Annotated in this window: 26 protein-coding genes and 4 tRNA genes; 21 read left to right on the forward strand and 9 right to left on the reverse strand. The window is 64.9% G+C overall.

What is annotated here, in order from left to right:
- Positions 1–179: 179 nt before the first annotated feature.
- The 8 genes from CH262_RS28400 (at position 180) to CH262_RS08360 (ending at position 4,373) form a co-directional block, all read left to right on the forward strand.
- On the forward strand, positions 180–452 hold the full coding sequence (locus tag CH262_RS28400) for a WhiB family transcriptional regulator (protein WP_179274948.1): 273 nt from the start codon (positions 180–182) through the stop codon (positions 450–452).
- Positions 449–916, forward strand: a complete 468-nt coding sequence (locus CH262_RS27510; protein ID WP_179274949.1) for a hypothetical protein — start codon at positions 449–451, stop codon at positions 914–916. The genes CH262_RS28400 and CH262_RS27510 overlap by 4 nt, the downstream gene beginning before the upstream one ends.
- Positions 917–1,119: 203 nt before the next feature.
- Entirely contained in the window at positions 1,120–1,299 is a 180-nt protein-coding gene (locus CH262_RS28105; protein WP_373453774.1) for a helix-turn-helix domain-containing protein, read from the forward strand.
- A gap of 20 nt (positions 1,300–1,319) precedes the next feature.
- On the forward strand, positions 1,320–1,937 hold the full coding sequence (locus CH262_RS08340) for a hypothetical protein (RefSeq protein ID WP_143547086.1): 618 nt from the start codon (positions 1,320–1,322) through the stop codon (positions 1,935–1,937).
- Positions 1,937–2,302 (forward strand): capsid cement protein, encoded by a 366-nt coding sequence (locus CH262_RS08345; RefSeq protein WP_094717428.1) that lies wholly within the window; start codon positions 1,937–1,939, stop codon positions 2,300–2,302. The genes CH262_RS08340 and CH262_RS08345 overlap by 1 nt, the downstream gene beginning before the upstream one ends.
- A gap of 13 nt (positions 2,303–2,315) precedes the next feature.
- Complete coding sequence (locus tag CH262_RS08350; protein WP_094717429.1) at positions 2,316–3,194, forward strand: major capsid protein; 879 nt, start codon at positions 2,316–2,318, stop codon at positions 3,192–3,194.
- A gap of 19 nt (positions 3,195–3,213) precedes the next feature.
- Positions 3,214–3,672 carry a phage protease gene (locus tag CH262_RS08355; RefSeq protein ID WP_179274951.1) on the forward strand — a complete coding sequence of 153 codons (459 nt, stop codon included), beginning with the start codon at positions 3,214–3,216 and terminating at the stop codon, positions 3,670–3,672.
- A gap of 461 nt (positions 3,673–4,133) precedes the next feature.
- A complete protein-coding gene (locus tag CH262_RS08360) occupies positions 4,134–4,373 on the forward strand; it encodes a hypothetical protein (protein ID WP_143547087.1) in 240 nt (79 codons plus the stop codon).
- A 15-nt stretch (positions 4,374–4,388) separates the two neighbouring features.
- Here CH262_RS08360 and CH262_RS08365 read toward each other — a convergent pair whose 3' ends face one another.
- Entirely contained in the window at positions 4,389–4,607 is a 219-nt protein-coding gene (locus CH262_RS08365; protein WP_143547088.1) for a hypothetical protein, read from the reverse strand.
- A 53-nt stretch (positions 4,608–4,660) separates the two neighbouring features.
- Here CH262_RS08365 and CH262_RS08370 point away from each other — a divergent pair, with 53 nt between their 5' ends.
- Together CH262_RS08370 and CH262_RS08375 are read left to right on the forward strand one after the other, a co-directional pair.
- A complete protein-coding gene (locus tag CH262_RS08370) occupies positions 4,661–4,918 on the forward strand; it encodes a hypothetical protein (protein WP_094717433.1) in 258 nt (85 codons plus the stop codon).
- A gap of 53 nt (positions 4,919–4,971) precedes the next feature.
- Positions 4,972–5,202 (forward strand): hypothetical protein, encoded by a 231-nt coding sequence (locus CH262_RS08375; RefSeq protein WP_094717434.1) that lies wholly within the window; start codon positions 4,972–4,974, stop codon positions 5,200–5,202.
- 300 nt (positions 5,203–5,502) lie between these two features.
- Here CH262_RS08375 and CH262_RS08380 read toward each other — a convergent pair whose 3' ends face one another.
- From CH262_RS08380 to CH262_RS08400, 7 genes are all read right to left on the reverse strand, one after another.
- The gene (locus tag CH262_RS08380) at positions 5,503–5,700 is read right to left on the reverse strand and encodes a hypothetical protein (RefSeq protein WP_094717435.1); all 198 of its coding nucleotides are present in this window, start codon (positions 5,698–5,700) and stop codon (positions 5,503–5,505) included.
- Positions 5,697–5,876 (reverse strand): hypothetical protein, encoded by a 180-nt coding sequence (locus CH262_RS08385; RefSeq protein WP_094717436.1) that lies wholly within the window; start codon positions 5,874–5,876, stop codon positions 5,697–5,699. The genes CH262_RS08380 and CH262_RS08385 overlap by 4 nt, the downstream gene beginning before the upstream one ends.
- On the reverse strand, positions 5,876–6,010 hold the full coding sequence (locus CH262_RS28110) for a hypothetical protein (protein WP_256988744.1): 135 nt from the start codon (positions 6,008–6,010) through the stop codon (positions 5,876–5,878). Before CH262_RS28110 ends, CH262_RS08385 begins: the two co-directional genes overlap by 1 nt.
- Entirely contained in the window at positions 6,007–6,168 is a 162-nt protein-coding gene (locus tag CH262_RS27520; RefSeq protein ID WP_179274952.1) for a hypothetical protein, read from the reverse strand. Before CH262_RS27520 ends, CH262_RS28110 begins: the two co-directional genes overlap by 4 nt.
- 168 nt (positions 6,169–6,336) lie before the next feature.
- Positions 6,337–6,411 (reverse strand) — tRNA-Val (locus CH262_RS08390).
- A gap of 38 nt (positions 6,412–6,449) precedes the next feature.
- Positions 6,450–6,520, reverse strand: a tRNA-Cys gene (locus CH262_RS08395).
- 17 nt (positions 6,521–6,537) lie between these two features.
- Positions 6,538–6,609, reverse strand: a tRNA-Gly gene (locus CH262_RS08400).
- A 265-nt stretch (positions 6,610–6,874) separates the two neighbouring features.
- On the opposite strand from CH262_RS08400, the gene CH262_RS08405 reads away from it, so the two are divergent.
- The 9 genes from CH262_RS08405 to pdxS all read left to right on the forward strand — a co-directional run bounded on the left by CH262_RS08405 (position 6,875) and on the right by pdxS (position 15,076).
- Positions 6,875–6,946 (forward strand) — tRNA-Val (locus tag CH262_RS08405).
- 147 nt (positions 6,947–7,093) lie between these two features.
- A complete protein-coding gene (locus CH262_RS08410; protein WP_094717529.1) occupies positions 7,094–7,486 on the forward strand; it encodes a TIGR02611 family protein in 393 nt (130 codons plus the stop codon).
- A 101-nt stretch (positions 7,487–7,587) separates the two neighbouring features.
- Positions 7,588–9,648 (forward strand): threonine--tRNA ligase, encoded by a 2,061-nt coding sequence (gene thrS / locus CH262_RS08415; protein WP_032388436.1) that lies wholly within the window; start codon positions 7,588–7,590, stop codon positions 9,646–9,648.
- A 1-nt stretch (position 9,649) separates the two neighbouring features.
- Complete coding sequence (locus CH262_RS08420; protein ID WP_094717437.1) at positions 9,650–10,204, forward strand: HIT family protein; 555 nt, start codon at positions 9,650–9,652, stop codon at positions 10,202–10,204.
- Between the two features lie 25 nt (positions 10,205–10,229).
- Positions 10,230–10,913 (forward strand): phosphatidylinositol phosphate synthase, encoded by a 684-nt coding sequence (gene pgsA, locus CH262_RS08425; protein ID WP_094717438.1) that lies wholly within the window; start codon positions 10,230–10,232, stop codon positions 10,911–10,913.
- The gene (locus tag CH262_RS08430; protein WP_032370467.1) at positions 10,910–11,815 is read left to right on the forward strand and encodes a phosphatidylinositol mannoside acyltransferase; all 906 of its coding nucleotides are present in this window, start codon (positions 10,910–10,912) and stop codon (positions 11,813–11,815) included. Before pgsA ends, CH262_RS08430 begins: the two co-directional genes overlap by 4 nt.
- Positions 11,812–12,936, forward strand: coding sequence for a glycosyltransferase family 4 protein (locus tag CH262_RS08435; RefSeq protein WP_027496938.1), 1,125 nt, complete (start codon positions 11,812–11,814; stop codon positions 12,934–12,936). Before CH262_RS08430 ends, CH262_RS08435 begins: the two co-directional genes overlap by 4 nt.
- Complete coding sequence (locus CH262_RS08440) at positions 12,936–13,961, forward strand: NUDIX hydrolase (RefSeq protein ID WP_094717439.1); 1,026 nt, start codon at positions 12,936–12,938, stop codon at positions 13,959–13,961. The genes CH262_RS08435 and CH262_RS08440 overlap by 1 nt, the downstream gene beginning before the upstream one ends.
- Before the next feature lie 239 nt (positions 13,962–14,200).
- Positions 14,201–15,076 (forward strand): pyridoxal 5'-phosphate synthase lyase subunit PdxS, encoded by an 876-nt coding sequence (gene pdxS, locus CH262_RS08445; RefSeq protein ID WP_094652899.1) that lies wholly within the window; start codon positions 14,201–14,203, stop codon positions 15,074–15,076.
- A 22-nt stretch (positions 15,077–15,098) separates the two neighbouring features.
- Here the strand turns inward: pdxS and CH262_RS08450 are convergent, their stop codons facing one another.
- Complete coding sequence (locus CH262_RS08450; protein WP_256988745.1) at positions 15,099–15,752, reverse strand: hypothetical protein; 654 nt, start codon at positions 15,750–15,752, stop codon at positions 15,099–15,101.
- Between the two features lie 40 nt (positions 15,753–15,792).
- Between CH262_RS08450 and CH262_RS08455 the strand changes: the two genes are divergently transcribed.
- On the forward strand, positions 15,793–16,644 hold the full coding sequence (locus tag CH262_RS08455) for an acyl-CoA thioesterase (protein WP_027496942.1): 852 nt from the start codon (positions 15,793–15,795) through the stop codon (positions 16,642–16,644).
- On the forward strand, positions 16,641–17,243 hold the full coding sequence (gene pdxT / locus CH262_RS08460; protein ID WP_027496943.1) for a pyridoxal 5'-phosphate synthase glutaminase subunit PdxT: 603 nt from the start codon (positions 16,641–16,643) through the stop codon (positions 17,241–17,243). The genes CH262_RS08455 and pdxT overlap by 4 nt, the downstream gene beginning before the upstream one ends.
- The last annotated feature ends 25 nt before the right edge of the window (positions 17,244–17,268 follow it).

The following is a 17,268-nucleotide window of genomic DNA, read 5'->3' on the forward strand; positions in this document are numbered from 1 at the left end:
CAGTCCGCTAGTCCGCTGCTGCTCTATAGAGCAGCGGACGCGGCGGACGGGTCTGGGGGAGCCGTGAACGAGAGAGAAAAAGCAACTCAATCCGAGGCCTCGAAGGGCATCGGTTTCGGAAGGGAAGTAAGTCGTTGAACCGTGGACCCAACGGGACGTTGAGGGCTCTCGTGGCCTCGGTGCCCGACTTGCCCCGCGCGGCGTGTGTAGGAACCGACCCCGAGTTGTGGAGCTCGGACACGTACGCCGCCGAGACGCCGCGAACGAGAGACGAGCGCACGGACAGAGCCGTAGCCGTCTGCCGAGCGTGTCCTGAGTTCGCGCCCTGCCACGAGTGGGTCGCGTCCTCGCGTCACTACGAGCTCAACGGAGTTGTTGCCGGCGGGATGGTCATCCCGTCGATCACTGCCGTTGCCAACCGTCGTCAACGAGAAAGAGAAACCGAATCATGAACGAGCCCCGACTGTACGAAGACGTGACCTCCGAGGCCTCGGTGTGGGTCGAGACCCGAATGAACGAGATCCTGATCGAGAAGGGCATACGGGCACCAGGCGGGCGGGCCGCCGGATGGCCACTCCGTGGAGCGGCCCAGGCGGCCATCTACACCTGGTTCTATTTGAACCATCCCGTTGTCACCGTCGACGATTCCGATTGGACCGATGCCCCTCTGGGATCCGAGCTCGTGCGGCTCGCGCCAACGGAGCGCATCGAATCCGATTGGGACGTGCTGGCAGTGCTACGCCTGGTCTTCGGGAAGGATCTCGAGGCCACGCGGGAGATGGCTCGGGCCTTCTACGACGCGTTGCTCCCAGTCATGGTGTTCATGACGAGCGCGCAACTCCGCGCACGGATCGAGACCGCGCGCGCCGACGCGGCACGGTTCGCGTCGTACCTCGATCCCGAGGACGAGCGGTGATCGCCCGTCTCGATGGGCACCTCGTCATCGATCCGGCCACGGCCGAGTTGTTGGCCAGGGCCTTGGACGTGCTCGGGACGGGACAGCAGGGTCGACGGTTGACCCCCGAGCTGGAGCGGGTACGCGCCGGTCTTCGAGGCTCTGGCGGCGTCACTGGCGTGGACGCCAGAACGCCAGTGCCCCAGTGGATTACGGCCAATCCTGTGATTCACTGCGGAGATGAGCTTCTCGACAGTGCCGACGCCGCACGAGTTCTCGGCATTACCGGCAACGGAGTACGGGATCTACGAAGACGTGGCCGACTCTCTGCAACCAAGGCCGGCGGTCGATGGCTGTTCCGACGACGAGACCTGGACGAGTTCGCAGCTTCGAGAACTCGGTAAGGCCATCACCGGAGCGCACCGTGCCTAGGCCCGACCTGCGCACGATCCGAGGCGTGGAGTTGGCGAAGGTCGGCACCTGGGAGATCTCCACCGGGACGTGGAAGGTCACGCCCCAGTTGTTGGCCTCGGCCGTCCAGACCTTCAAGACCGGCGGGCACCGCAAACCGCCGTTGAGGCTGGGACACGACGACCCAAGATTCAGCGGATCGCCGTCGGTCGGCTACGTCGACAACCTGCGATTGGCCGACAACGGGCAGACGCTCGTCGGTGACTACGTCGGGGTCCCGGCGTGGCTGGCGGGCGTGATGGCATCGGCGTATCCATCGAGATCGGTTGAGGCCGTTGAGTTCAAGGACGGCACGATGCAGTTGACGGCCGTCGCGCTCCTAGGTGTGACCGGCCCGGGCATCCCCACGATCCGAAGCCTCTCCGATGTCGAACGCCTCTACTCGGGCGGCGTAGCGGCGTCGGCACCGACTCGACTGGTTCACCTCGTCCAGGCCTCGGCCCCACGGCCACGGGTGACCCCACGCTCTCGCACACCCCAGCAAGCCGCCGCCCTGAGTGTCGCCGCGTCTCGTCGGCGCTCTCGTCGGGCGGCATTCGCTCTCGACCAGCTCAACGGAGGGACCAGCTAATGCCCACACAGAATCGCGTCTACGCACCGGGTGAGAACGTCACCGGCCGACCGACCACCGCAGTGGTGAACCGGAGGTTCGTTGCCATCGCGGGTAACCGCGTCGGCGGGAACGTCGCCATCGCACCGGCCGCCGCCGGTGGTCGAGCGTTCGGCGTAGCGGCCGACGACGCCGCAATCGGCCAGCTCGTGAACGTCCTCCGAGGCGGGGTCGTTCGCGTCACTGCCGGCGGAGCCATCGCAGCAGGGGCCGAAGTCGAAGCCGGCGCGGCCGGAGTCGCAGTGACCAAGACATCCGGTGTCGCCCTCGGCTACGCCATCACCGGGGCCGCGAACAACGCCGTGGCCGAGATCGCCCTCTACTGAACAGGATTGAACCATGGCAAACAGTCTTTCTCCCGAACTCAATGGCCGAACCCTCACCGTCGACGCGATGCTCAACCACCCGACGGCCCTTCGTGATCGGGTCGCCACCCAGGCCGACAAGGGCTTGGTAACCCCATTCTTCTTCTCGACGGCAGGCGCACGCGTGGAGGGCGGTGGCCTCATCTACTCGGTCGCCAAGGCCTCGGATCTCTACACCAACGTCCCGGCCGAGAAGCGCGCGCCCGGTGGCGAATACAAGGTCCTCGACGGCGACCCCATCGAGCCGAAGTTGGCCAAGCCGCAGGACTGGGGCGGCCGAATCCAGATCCTCGACGAGGAGCGGATCCGCAACAACGTCTCCGCCGTCGACTTGAAGATCGACCAGTTGGCGAACGAGGTACAGCAGCGGGTGGACGAAGCCGCGCTCGCCGCCGTGGAGGAGGCCCTGGCGTCGGACAACATCGTGGCGGGCCACATCTGGGCGGACACCGTTCTCGACGGTGCCACCCCGACCGTCCCGGGTTCGCGTCCCACCGCCGACTGGAGCGCCGCACAGCTCAAGGCCGACATGCAACGTCTCGGTGTGCGTCACGACGCGTTGATCGTCTCGCCCGCCGGTGCCCACGCCCTGCGCGTCGTCTACGGGGATCGTCTGGAGGAAGTGCTCAAGTCCAGCGGCCTGGAGCTTGTCACCTCCACGAGGATCGACCTCAACTCGGCGTACGCGCTGGAGAAGGGCCGAGCAGGGCAGGTCGGTTTCGAGGTGCCCCTGACCACCGATGTCATCGACGATCGCACAACCCGGTCCAAGTGGGTCCAGACGTACATCGTTCCCGCGTTCGCGGTCGACCGCCCGTTCGCAATCAAGCGCATCACCGGAGTCGTCGCGTAAGCGGCGGGAGGGATTCATCATGGAGTTCGACGAAGCACAGACCACCGCCCTCATCGAAGCCCTCGGCCTGGAGGAGGGGGCAGACGCCGAGACGGTCCTACTGGCCGTCCAGGATCTCGTGACCACGGCACCGGACCCGGCTCTGGCCGCCTCGGCAGGCGGGGCCACGATCCCCATCGACATCGTCAAGTACGAAGAGCTCAAGGCCGCGGCCGCTCAAGGTGAGACCCTTCGTCTCGCCGCCGCCAAGCGGGACCGAGAGTCGAAGATCGAGAAGGCAATCAAGGAAGGCCGGCTCGCACCATCGAACGCACCGAAGTGGCGAACCTTGCTCGAGCAGTCGCCCGAAGCCGCAACGGTGCTCGCGTCGATGCCGAAGATCGTTTCGGTCGGTCACGACGAACTGGGTCACTCGGACCCCGGCCCCGACTCCCATGCCGGCGGGGACGTGGTCGAACCGGCCCCCTGGATTCGCTGACAAGTCTTCCCGAGCGTTGTGGTTTGGTAACTCCTTGCCTGTGTCGGCCACGACGCTCGGGGAACCGGTCATGGAGCCGCGGCGGGCTCTATGACCAACCAGGCTTCGGTGAACGGGGGTTGAGTGCCCACCCGCAACCGAAGCCCAACGAGTACCCCGTCTCCTTCGCGGACTCCCATCCCTTGGGGAGGCGGGGTACTCGCCTGTGTGGCCGGGGTCTACTGGACTACCCGGGGCCAGCGCCAGGGACTCCACGACGCCTACAGCGGGTCGTACGGCCATGACCTGGGGATTTATCAGGCACCCCCCGTGGACACTCCTCCATCGGTTAGTGTCCTTTTTTTGTTTGACGGCCAACAATCCACGGGGTCTCAGGCTTCGGATCCGTTGTGTTTCAACGGGTTTCGGATACCCAAAGGTGTTGCGCCCCATGGCATTACATGTTCGGGTACGGTGCCAGCATGGCTACGAACACGATCATCGACCCGGCTCGTATCGTCACCGTGCGAGGCCGTGACCTCGGGAAGTACCGCCTCGGCCTCGTGCGCTACGAGACCGAGAAGTGGGGCCGGATCATCGCCGCCCAGGATGACGGGCGGACCGTTCTTGTCGCGCCGGTAGACGGGGCCGACGCGTTCGACATGACCGCGGCCGAGGCCGCCGAGTTCGACGTGCTCCCCGTCGCCTCGGATGGCGTCTAAGCCGTTACGATTTCGTTATAGAGCCTGCTCGTGGCCGCTTTCGGGGATGGTTCCGATCAAGTCATCGGAGTGGCACCCGAGGGTCTTGGCCAAAGCCTGGGCGTCTAGAACCACCGGGATCTGGTCGTGGGTGAGTTCGCGTTCCAGGTCAACGATGCCCGACCGCTTGCCTGCTTGGTCCACGGTCATTCCGGCCTCGGCGCACCGCTCGCGTATTGCCCGCTCGTTCCACATGGGCACAATGCAACCACGGCCGCCCACGCGCGCGCTGCGATACGGTCCCACCCATGACAACACCGAACTTCGCGGACAAGAGTTTGCACCTGAGCGTGAAGGCACCCAAATTGGTCGACCATGTTGGGGACTGGATCGCCTACAACGGCCACTTGAAAACAGCGGGGCAGGAGATGTGGGGTGTCATCGAGGAGGTCTCGGTGGATGACGCGAACGAAGGCACACGTCAGTCCGTATCCGTGAGCGTGGTCGACGGAACTCGGATCCTTCGGTATCTCGACAAGGAAAACGTCGTCGTGGTCAAGGCGTAGCCGAGACCTGGTGGCGAGCCGATACTGTCGGTGCCCGGTGTCACACTGAGCGAATGACTATCAAAAATACAGGGATCGGGAAGTTTCGGGTCACACACTCACCCGTTGCCAGTCGGCACGAGACGACGTACACCGGGATCTACGAGGTGGCCAATTCGGGCGCGTTGGTTGTGGAGCAAGAAGGCGTGGAGGGGCAGATCGTGTGGGGCCCGGGGGCGTGGGTGAAGCTGGAAGACCCAGCGCCGGAGAAGCAGACGATCAAGCCGAGGGCGACCTTCGTTTAGCGGACGCCTACGGCGGCGGGGTTGCACCGAACGGAGCTCCGCCCTGTGTCTTGATGCCCCAGTGGAGCGCCCCAGTTTGTCCCGCCGACCGTTCGCACCCACGACTCGTAGCCGCTCACGCGTGAAGGCGTGAGCGGCCGAGAGTTGACCGGGGCCTCGGTGATCGGACGGGGCTACGGCTCCCGAGGCCTGGTCATCGGGATTGTCGACACTTCAACAGGGCACGGTCGGGTTACGTCGGACTCGTGCAGATAGCGACGTGGAGCACGGAGGGTCTACGAGAAGGTGGACTGGCCTCGGCTACCGAGGCGGTCCACATCGACGGTTGCCGTCGATGGTGCAGCTCCAGCCCGATTCGTCCTCGTCGATCGCGCCGTCGGCGTTGTCGTCTCCGAGTGAGATCCGCACAACGGCGGGCGCGTCGGGGATCTCCGAGAGAATTGTGGCGGGGGAGTGGCCGAACACGGCCAGCACGGCGACGAGAAGTGCGAGCATCATTCGCCTTCTCCCAGCGCGTCGTCCAAGGCCTCGAAGAGGTGTTCCGCTTCGGTGCGGTTGAGCGCAACGGACAGGCCTAAACCGGCCCAGGCAATGACGAACCCGTTGCTCTCGGGGTCGGTGTTGACGGTCGCGTTCCCGAGGTCCACGTCCGACGTGGTTTCGAAGTAGGCCATCACCGCACCGTCCCAACTGCGTCGAGAACGAGGAGGGGATCGGCGTAGGCGAGGAACTTCAACGCCTCCCAGAGTTGGGTACGGTCCAGCGGCTCCACAGCGGCCAGTGCGGCGCGGGTCGATTCCGAGTTCACGAGACGTACCAGCCCAGCGCGATGATGAGTCGGCAGACGGCCGACAACGCGAGGTAGCCGCCCACGAGAACGAGGGCGGCGAACAGAGCGGTGAGAGCGGGGTGAGGTTGCCGACTCGATGTGTCGGTGGGCGTGGATATGGTGTGGGGACGGTTCAACGGAGTGTCTTCCGTTCGGGCCGCAGGCCTCGGTTACGGGAGGGAAGCCCGTACCGGGGCCGCTTTTGTGCGGCTACCGTTCGCCCTGACTTGCACCAGCTAGTGGTGCATATGTTGTGCAGAAACAGAAAAGCCCCGGTGTTAACCGGGGCTGACCTGCACAAACTGTGGTGCGCGATACTGGGATTGAACCAGTGACCTCTTCCGTGTCAGGGAAGCGCTCTCCCGCTGAGCTAATCGCGCATGTCCTCGCATCGGCCTTCACAACCGATGCACTAGCGAGGTGGAGACGGGAATCGAACCCGTGTGCACGGCTTTGCAGGCCGTTGCCTCACCACTCGGCCACTCCACCATGGGTCGAGACCCTCGAGCGGATGACGGGATTCGAACCCGCGACCCTCACCTTGGCAAGGTGATGCGCTACCACTGCGCCACATCCGCATACCCCGGAGGCAATCACTGCTGGGCAGTTGCTGTCTCCGTGGTGCGGGGAAAACATTAACCCAACGGGAGTGAAACTCACAAATCTCGTGGTCAGCCCCAGAATTCGGGTCTCTGGCGGCTGTGAACCGTGTGAAAGATGGGGTCGGACCGGGTCCGGGGGAGCGAGCTCTGCGCTCGACACGGGCGTCGAATGCGACATGGACGAGCCGGAGCAGGCGATTCGATCCACTGCGACACCTCGTGTTAATGTTTTGCCTCGTTCGGTCCCGTGGCTCAGTGGAAGAGCGTCCGCTTCACACGCGGAAGGTCGCTGGTTCGATCCCAGCCGGGACCACAGACGAAGAAAGCCCGCACCGCTTGTCGGTGCGGGCTTTTTCGTGTTCTGTCCCGGTAATCTGACCCGGTGAGCACCGACGGATCCACGTCCCGCGAGGCGGACGGCAAGACCAGCACAGCGGACTCGAGTGGTCCGGCAGAGCAGCTGGCGAAGAAGCATCGACGGTTTCGGTCTCGCATCGCCGAGAACAAGTCGCTCGATCTCGCCTACCGGATCACTGTCGGTGTCGTCGGAGCTCTGGTGTTGGCGTTGGGTGTGCTGGCCATTCCGTACCCCGGCCCCGGCTGGCTGATCGTGTTCGCAGGACTGGGCATCCTGGCCTCGGAGTTCGAGTGGGCCAAGGGCGCGCTGCGCTTCGTCCGCAAGAGGTACGACGCGTTCATGGCCTGGTTCTCGAAGCAGTCGATCGTCGTCAAGGGACTCGGCGTGTTGTTCACGACGGTCGTCGTGCTCGCAACACTGTGGCTTCTGGGCACTTTCGCGCTGGTCGGAGGTTGGTTCGGCCTCGACTGGACCTGGCTCGACAGTCCCTTGTGACGCACGCGCCGCGCTGAGGGCCGCGCGGTGGCCCGTTGCCGATAGGCTGTCGGAGGCCTTCCTGGCCAGATGAACCGATCGAGGAGTACATCGCTGTGAGCATGCCCGTTGTCGCCGCCGTCTCGCCCGCCCGCATCTCGGTGCAGGCAGGAACGACCGCAGGTACGGCGCTACGCGACACCGGTCTGCCGAACAAGGGTCCCGACGCGATCGTCGTCGTGCGAGATCCAGAGGGCAAGCTCCGTGATCTGTCGTGGGCTCCCGACTCCGATACCGAGGTCGAGCCCGTGCCGGCGAACACCGAGGACGGGCGAAGCGTCATCAGGCATTCGGCTGCGCACGTTCTTGCTCAGGCCGTTCAGGAACTCTTCCCCGATGCCAAGCTGGGCATCGGACCGTTCATCAAGGACGGCTTCTACTACGACTTCGACGTGAAGCAGCCGTTCACCCCAGAGGATCTGACTGCGCTGGAGAAGAAGATGAAGCAGATCGTCAAGGCCGGGCAGCGGTTCTCGCGTCGGGTATACGAATCGGTGGATCAGGCCCGTGAAGAGTTGGCGAACGAGCCCTACAAACTCGAACTGATCGACGACAAGTCCGGGATCGACGATCCCGAGGTCATGGAAGTCGGCGGGGGAGAGCTCACCGCGTACGACAACCTCAATCCCCGTACCGGTGAACGCATCTGGGGCGATCTGTGCCGCGGCCCGCACATCCCCACCACCAAGTACGTGCCGGCGTTCAAGCTCACCCGCAGCTCGGCTGCGTACTGGCGGGGCAACCAGGACAATGCCGATCTGCAACGCATCTACGGCACCGCGTGGGAGTCCACGGAGGCGCTCGATGCGCATCTCGAGTTGCTCGCCGAAGCCGAACGTCGTGATCACCGCAAGCTCGGTTCCGAGTTGGACCTGTTCAGCTTTCCCGACGAACTGGGTTCCGGTCTTCCGGTGTTCCACCCCAAGGGCGGCGTGATCCGCAACGAACTCGAGAACTACTCACGTCAGCGCCACATCGAAGAGGGCTACGAGTTCGTCAACACCCCGCACATCACCAAGGGCCATCTCTACGAGGTTTCCGGTCACCTCGATTGGTACCGGGACGGCATGTTCCCGGCGATGCACCTGGATGCCGAACTCGACGAGAACGGCGACGTGCGCAAGCCCGGCCAGGATTACTACCTCAAGCCGATGAACTGCCCGATGCACAATCTGATCTTCCGCTCCCGCGGCCGCTCGTACCGTGAACTGCCGCTGCGCTTGTTCGAGTTCGGCTCGGTTTATCGCTACGAGAAGTCCGGCGTCATCCACGGTCTGACCCGAGTGCGCGGCATGACCCAGGACGACGCGCACATCTTCTGCACTCGCGAACAGATGCGCGGCGAGCTCACCAGCACCCTCGAATTCGTTCTCGGGCTGCTCAAGGACTACGGACTCGACGACTTCTACCTCGAACTGTCGACTCGTAATCCGGAGAAGTCCGTCGGCAGCGACGAGGTCTGGGAAGAGGCCACCAACACCCTCGCCGAGGTGGCCGCGGCGTCGGGTCTCGATCTGGTGCCCGACCCGGGCGGTGCCGCGTTCTACGGTCCGAAGATCTCGGTGCAGGCGAAGGATGCGCTCGGCCGCACCTGGCAGATGTCGACCATTCAGCTCGACTTCAACCTGCCCGAGCGTTTCGAGCTCGAGTACACCGGTTCCGGTGGTACCAAGGAGCGCCCGGTGATGATTCACCGTGCCCTGTTCGGATCCATCGAGCGGTTCTTCGGTGTGCTGACCGAGCACTACGCCGGTGCTTTCCCGGCCTGGCTGGCGCCCGTGCAGGTCGTCGGAATTCCGGTGGCCGAGGTGCATCAGGACCACCTCTTCGCGGTGGTGAAGGAACTGAAGAAGCGCGGAGTCAGGGCCGAGGTCGACGCGAGCGACGACCGAATGCAGAAGAAGATCTTCAATCAGACAGCGCAGAAGGTCCCGTTCATGCTGCTGGCCGGCGAGCGCGACGTCGAAGCAGGTGCCGTCAGCTTCCGATTCCGGGACGGCACTCAGGTCAACGGGGTTCCGGTGGCGGAGGCCGTGACCGTGATCACCGAGTGGATCGCCGCGCGCAACAACGCATCACCGACCGCCGAACTCGTGCAGACCAGTACCGCCGGAGTGAGCTGACATGCAAGAACACGACGAGTCGATCGTTGCCACCGGTGCCGGTGAACCGGATCGGCTGCAGCGATTGTGGACTCCCCATCGGATGTCGTACATAGCCGAGGCCCCACAGGGTTCGGCGGAGGGTTCGGCGAAGTCGACCGAGCCGTTCTCCGACATCCCGAAGATGACGGACGAGGACGGACTGGTCGTCGCGCGCGGCGAATCGGTGTATGCCGTACTCAACCTGTACCCGTACAACCCCGGCCACACGATGATCGTGCCGTACCGACGTGTCGCGGCGCTCGAGGATCTCACGCCCGCCGAGAGCTCGGAGCTGATGGCGTTCACGCAGAAGATGATTCGCGTGATCAAGCGAGTGTCGAGCCCGCACGGTTTCAATGTCGGCCTCAACCTCGGGGCGGCTGCAGGCGGTTCGCTGGCCGAGCACCTGCACCAGCACATCGTGCCGCGGTGGGGTGGTGACGCCAACTTCATCACGGTGATCGGTGGTGCCAAGGTGATGCCGCAACTGCTCCGCGACACTCGGGCCCTGCTTGCCTCGGCCTGGAACGAATGAACCACCGGCAAGGGGAGCGTGCGGCGTGCTGAGCATCTTCGGCCGTGCGCCGGTCTCGAAGTTGACGGCCCCGTTGGGCCGAGCGCTCAACAGCACCGGCCTGACTCCGGACTCGGTGACCATCATCGGCACGGTCGTCACCGTGACCGCTGCGGTGACGATGTTCCCTGCCGGCTACCTGTGGTGGGGCTCGATCGTCATCACCCTGTTCGTTCTGTTCGACATGCTCGACGGTGCGATGGCTCGCGCACGAGGAGGCGGCACCAAGTACGGTGCCGTTCTCGACGCGACGTGCGACCGCGTTGCGGACGGAGCGATCTTCGGCGGCTTGGCCTGGTGGGCCGTGTATTCCGAGAACGACAAGCTATTGCTCGTTGCCACTATCGTCTGCCTGGTCACTTCGCAGGTCATCTCGTACGCCAAAGCGCGCGCCGAGGCCAGCGGCCTGTCCGCGGACGGTGGTTGGATCGAACGACCCGACCGCCTCGTCATCGTTCTGGTCGGGGCCGGGCTCACCGGTGTCGGAAGACATTTCGACATTCCGTGGCTGGACAGTCTCATCTATCCCGCAATGTGGATTCTTGCCGCGCTGAGCATCGTGACCGTGTTCCAACGAGTGCTCGCCGTCCGCGGATCCGAGGGTGCCCGCGACATCATCGTGCCGCCGGCTCCGTCGGTCTCCGACGACGGCGGTGTGGAGCCGACATGAATCTGTCGGAACGCGCGTCCGACGCCGGGTACGCCGCGGGGTGGCGTCTCGTCCGGTCGTTACCCGAGGGTGTCGCCCGTCGGTTGTTCGACCGCGGCGCGGACTTCGCCTCGTCCCGTAACGGCGGCCCGGATCAGCTGCGCCGCAATCTCGCTCGCGTGCTGGGGACCACGGCCGAGCAGGTCCCGGATGACCTGATCCGAGACAGTGTTCGCTCCTACGCCCGGTACTGGCGTGAGGCATTCCGGCTGCCGTCCATGGACCTGGCCGCTCAGGCGGCCGTCATCGATCGGTGCGTGTACGGCAAGGAACATCTCGAAGCGGCGCTCGGTGCTGGCAAGGGAGTGGTGCTCGCACTACCGCACAGCGGCAACTGGGACATGGCCGGAATGTGGTTGGTACGGACGCACGGTGGCCTGTCGACCGTGGCCGAGAGGCTGAAGCCGGAGTCGCTGTACCAACGCTTCGTGGCGTATCGCGAGAGCCTGGGATTCGAGATCTTTCCGCTCAGCGGCGGCGAGCAACCGCCCCTGCTCGCGTTGTCCGACAGACTGCGCCAGAACAAGGTGGTCTGCCTGCTCGGCGAACGAGACCTGGCCAAGCACGGAGTACCAGTGACCTTCTTCGGGGAACCGACACGAATGCCGGCGGGTGCGGCCAAGCTCGCCATCGACACCGGTGCCACGCTGCTCCCGGTACACGGCTATTTCGACGGCGACGGTTGGGGATTCGACATCTCGCCCGCGGTGGACGTCTCGCAGGGAGTAGCCGCTGCGACTCAGACGGTTGCGGATCATTTCGCCGCCGGTATCCGCGCTCATCCCGCCGATTGGCACATGCTGCAGCCGCTGTGGATGAGCGACTGGTCGGCAGAGCGCCGGGCCCGAATCGAGGGCACATGAGAATCGGCATGGTGTGCCCGTACTCGTTCGACGTGCCGGGCGGAGTACAGGCCCACGTCCAGCAGCTGGCCGAGGTCTTCATCGAACGCGGTCACCGGGTCAGCGTGCTGGCTCCCGCCTCGGACGGCGTCGAGCTCCCCGAATTCGTGGTGTCGGCCGGAGAAGCCTTGGCCATTCCGTACAACGGGTCGGTCGCCCGGCTGCGATTCGGCCCGGTGACGTACTCACGGATCCGAAAGTGGATCTCGGAGAACGACTTCGACGTGCTGCACATTCACGAGCCCAATGCGCCGAGTCTGTCGATGCTGGCACTCAAGGCCGCGGACGGCCCGATCGTGGCCACGTTCCACACATCCACCACCAAGTCTCTCGTGCTCAGCACGTTCCAGGGCGTGCTGCGGCCCTATCACGAGAAGATCAGCGGCCGGATCGCCGTGTCCGAGTTGGCACGGCGATGGCAGGTCGAGGCGCTCGGGTCCGATGCGGTCGAAATTCCGAACGGAGTCGACGTGCCGGCGTTCGCCGACGCAGACGTGCTCGACGGCTATCCGCGTCCGGGCCGGACAGTGCTGTTCCTGGGCCGCTTCGACGAACCGCGCAAGGGAATGGCCGTGCTGCTGGGCGCGCTACCGGCCCTCGTCGAATCTCACCCCGACATCGAAATTCTCATCGTCGGCAGGGGCGACGAGGACAAGCTTCGCAAGGAAGCAGGCGCGCTGGCCTCGCATCTGACCTTCCTCGGCCAGGTGGACGACGCGACGAAGGCTTCCGCGATGCGTAGTGCCGACGTGTACTGCGCCCCCAACCTCGGCGGCGAAAGCTTCGGCATCGTTCTGGTGGAGGCGATGGCAGCCGGAACCCCCGTGGTGGCAAGCGAACTGGACGCGTTCCGTCGGGTCCTACGCGACGGCGCATGTGGCCTGCTGGTTCCGATCGACGATTCCGCGGCCCTCGCGGCAGCCGTCACCTCCATTCTGTCCGACGACGCCGTCCGCGAGCGTCTCGTCGACGCCGCCTCGGCGGCCGTGTCCACGTACGACTGGCCTGTTGTCGCCGAGCAGATCCTGCGCGTGTACGAGACGGTCACCCTCGGCGGACAGAAAGTGCGAGCCGCGAGCTGATGACACTGTCTGCCGTCACCATCCTGGTCCTCGGACTGATCGCGGTTCTGATCCTCGTCGTCGGGCTGTGGGCCTACGGAACCGCCAACCGACTCGATCGGCTCCACGTTCGCACCGACCTCGCCTGGCAGGCCCTCGATGCTGCACTCGCGCGCCGAGCCGTCGTCGCGCGAGCCGTGTCGGCCGCCACCCGGGGCTCGGTGTCGTCGAGCAAAGAGCTTGCCGCACTGGCAGATCGAGCCGAACGCGCCGACCGGTCTCAGCGGGAGGAAGCGGAGAACGCGGTGTCCATGGCACTCGCCGTTGTCGAACCGGCTGCGCTGCCACCACAACTGGTCGCCGAACTCGCCGACGCCGAAGCACGCGTGTTGATCGCACGACGCTTCCACAACGACGCCGTCCGAGACACCCTCGCTCTGCGGGTCCGCCGACCGGTCCGGTGGCTGCATCTCGGCGGCACCGCGGCCCTGCCGTCGTACTTCGAGATCGCGGAGCGCTCGGCCGCGGCAACGTTCGGCAGTGAGAATCGGGCCACGCCGCGTACCTCGGCCCGGGTGGTGTTGCTCGACGAGCGTGGCCGTGTCCTGCTCCTGCGTGGACACGACCCCACGGTGCCCGAGACGTTCTTCTGGTTCACCATCGGAGGTGCGGTGGAGAAGGGGGAGTCCCTTCGCGAGGCAGCGGTACGCGAAGTGCACGAGGAGACCGGCCTGACCGTCGACGCGTCCGACCTGCGCGGACCGCTGTGGCGTCGAGTTGCGACCTTCCCGTTCAACGGAACGTTGATTCGGTCCGAGGAACTGTTCTTCGCGCATCGGACGCAGGAGTTCGATCCCGAGAGTGCCGGGTTCACGGACTTCGAGCGACGAACCGTCACCGGGCATCGCTGGTGTACCGAGGCAGACATCCGGGCGCTGAGTGCGGTCGGCGAAAACGTGTACCCACAGGATCTGGCCGAACTTCTCGACGAGGTCAACGTAGCGCTCGCGCGACGCGGCGACCCGGACGTCAGGGCCATCCGCTGACAATCTGGACCTTTCCGACCAGTCCAGCAATCTTCAAGTGGTTATGGGAAACGACGCGGTAGCGGCCTACAGTTCTGGGCGCGTCGCCGCGCCGGCCCGCCCCTTCGCGGGCAGGGCCGCGGCTCTGCGCGAAGATCCGGACTGCCGAGAACACAGGAGTTGGCTTGAGTACCCCACACGCCCCCAATTCGCCCGCTGCTTCCACTGGATCCGCTGACGGCGGGTCCAACGAGAACGGAATCGGCACCGCTCGCGTCAAGCGCGGTATGGCCGAGATGCTCAAGGGCGGCGTCATCATGGACGTGGTCACCGCAGACCAGGCGAAGATCGCCGAGGATGCCGGTGCCGTTGCCGTCATGGCGCTCGAGCGCGTTCCCGCCGACATCCGCGCGCAGGGCGGGGTGTCGCGGATGAGCGATCCGGACATGATCGACAGCATCATCTCCTCGGTCAGCATTCCGGTGATGGCCAAGGCCCGCATCGGGCACTTCGTCGAGGCGCAGATCCTGCAGAGCCTGGGTGTCGACTACATCGACGAGTCCGAGGTCCTCACCCCGGCCGACTATGCCAATCACATCGACAAGTGGAATTTCACCGTTCCGTTCGTGTGTGGTGCCACCAACCTGGGTGAAGCACTGCGTCGAATCACCGAGGGCGCAGCCATGATTCGCTCCAAGGGCGAGGCCGGCACCGGCGACGTCTCGAACGCGACGACCCACATGCGCAAGATTCGCGACGAGATTCGTCGTCTCACATCACTTCCCGAAGACGAGCTCTACGTCGCGGCGAAGGAATTGCAGGCTCCGTACGATCTCGTCGTCGAAATCGCCCGTGCCGGAAAGCTGCCCGTCACGTTGTTCACCGCCGGCGGTATCGCCACCCCGGCCGACGCAGCGATGATGATGCAACTCGGTGCCGAGGGAGTGTTCGTCGGATCGGGAATCTTCAAGTCCGGCAACCCGAAAGAACGTGCCGAGGCAATCGTCAAGGCCACTACCTTCTTCGACGACCCGGATGTCCTCGCCAAGGTCTCCCGTGGACTCGGCGAGGCGATGGTCGGCATCAACGTCGACGACCTGCCCGTCGCACACCGTCTCGCCGAGCGCGGTTGGTGACCGTCCTCTTCCGGTTGCGCAGCTACTGACTGCGTTCCAGTGCCGGGCGGTCCGGATGGTCCCACCGGACCGCGAAGTCCGGCCGCTCGGCGTACTCGTCGATCGAGTCGTAGTACTCGAGCAGTGCCGTGCAGGTCCATTGGTCGGCCGTGTCGGTTCTCCGACGCAGCGCACCCTCGGACAACCGCAACTGCACTCGAAGATCGACGTCCAGTCCTCGGCCCAGCAGCATCGGACCGGCAATCAGGACTATGTGATTCGGCGCGGCCTCGACGGTACGAGCGCGGGCGGATCGATCGGTTGCCTCATCCCACAGACGCGGCAGATAGTGACCTCGGCCACCGGCACGCAGCGGCGCGATGACCTCGCGGATCACGGCATCGTAGTCGAACCACACAGTGCGGTAGCTCAATTCGTCCGTTCGCGAATACTCGAATCGAATGGACGCCGGCCGGACGTAATCGTGCAGGTCGACGACGTCGGCACGCCTGCCCTGTGAGCGGGCGTGTTCGGCTGTGCGAGAGGCGAAGTCGACCGGCTTCGCGGCGTCGGCACCGTCGACGACAACGATCGTTCGCGACTCGGCGGGGCACGCATCGACGATCGACCTGGTCAGAAGATCGGGAAATATCGGTATCGGTTGACCCACACCGACCATCTTGCCTGGTCCACTCATTGTTAGCCTGAGCCGTTGTCACAGAAAGGTGGACACAGCCATGGCCAGCATCGAGGACATTCTCGAATTGGAACGAATCGAGAACGACATCTATCGGGGACGCACGTTCCCGAGCCGGCTGCCGCGGACGTTCGGCGGCCAGGTTGCCGGCCAGGCGCTCGTCGCGGCCGTGCGCACCGTGGCACCCGAGTTCCGCGTGCATTCGCTGCACGGCTACTTTCTTCGGCCGGGTAACCCGAACGAGCCGGCCGTGTTCATGGTCGATCGCATTCGGGACGGCCGGTCGTTCTGCACCCGTCGAGTGACCGGAATTCAGCACGGCAAGGCCATCTTCACGATGTCCGCCTCGTTCCACGGCGACGACGACGGGATCTCCCATCAGGACCTCATGCCCGAGGTAGTCGGACCGGAATCATTGCCCGACCCGACCACTCTGGCGGAGTACGACACCTCCTACTACAAGGAGTGGTCCGAATGGGACATCCGTCTCATTCCCGACGATCAGACCGTCAAGCATCCCAGTTTCGCTGCGCAGCAACGGGTCTGGTTCAGGTACCGCGACACGCTGCCCGACGATCAGGTGTTCCATGTCTGCGCGCTCGCCTACATGAGCGACATGACGCTCATCGGATCGGCCAAGGTGCCGCACCCGGACGCCGTCACGCAGACGGCCTCCCTCGATCACGCGCTGTGGTTCCTCAGGCCGTTCCGAGCGGACGAATGGCTGCTCTACGACCAGACGTCGCCGTCCGCTGATTTCGGACGAGCACTGGCACAGGGGCGAATCTTCGACATCTCCGGTCGTATGGTCGCCGCCGTCGTCCAAGAGGGACTGATGCGCTTCGAGCGGGACACCTCGAAGCCACACGTCGATCCCTTCGGATTGAAGTGACGCCGCCGACGATCGGCGTACTCGCACTGCAGGGCGATGTTCGCGAGCACTTGGCCGCACTGGAGTCGAGCGGTGCGCACGGAATCACCGTGCGGAGGCCGGACGAACTCGCCCGAATCGACGGGTTGATCATTCCCGGCGGCGAATCCACGACGATGAGCACTCTGCTCGGTGTATTCGATCTGCTCGGGCCGCTGCGCGCTCGTCTGGCCGAGGGTATGCCCGCGTACGGATCGTGCGCGGGGATGATCCTGTTGGCGTCGGACATTCTCGACACCAGGCCCGACGCGGAACACCTCGACGGTCTCGATATCACCGTGCGCCGCAACGCTTTCGGCCGACAGGTCGACTCGTTCGAGACCGATCTCGAATTCGCCGAGATCGAGGGCGGACCGATGCGCGCAGTGTTCATTCGTGCGCCTTGGGTCGAGCGTGTCGGTGCGGACGTCGAAGTACTCGCCACCGTCCCGAACGGGCCAGCTGCGGGCCGCGTGGTTGCCGTGCGGCAGAACCGAGTGCTGGCCACCAGCTTCCATCCCGAGGTCACCGGAGACGATCGAGTGCACCGACTCTTCGTGGACATGGTGCGCAGCGCGTAGAAACCCGTAATCGCCGGTTGGGGCG

This window comes from Rhodococcus sp. 05-2255-1e (genome assembly GCF_002259025.1).
Classification (GTDB): domain Bacteria; phylum Actinomycetota; class Actinomycetes; order Mycobacteriales; family Mycobacteriaceae; genus Rhodococcoides; species Rhodococcoides fascians.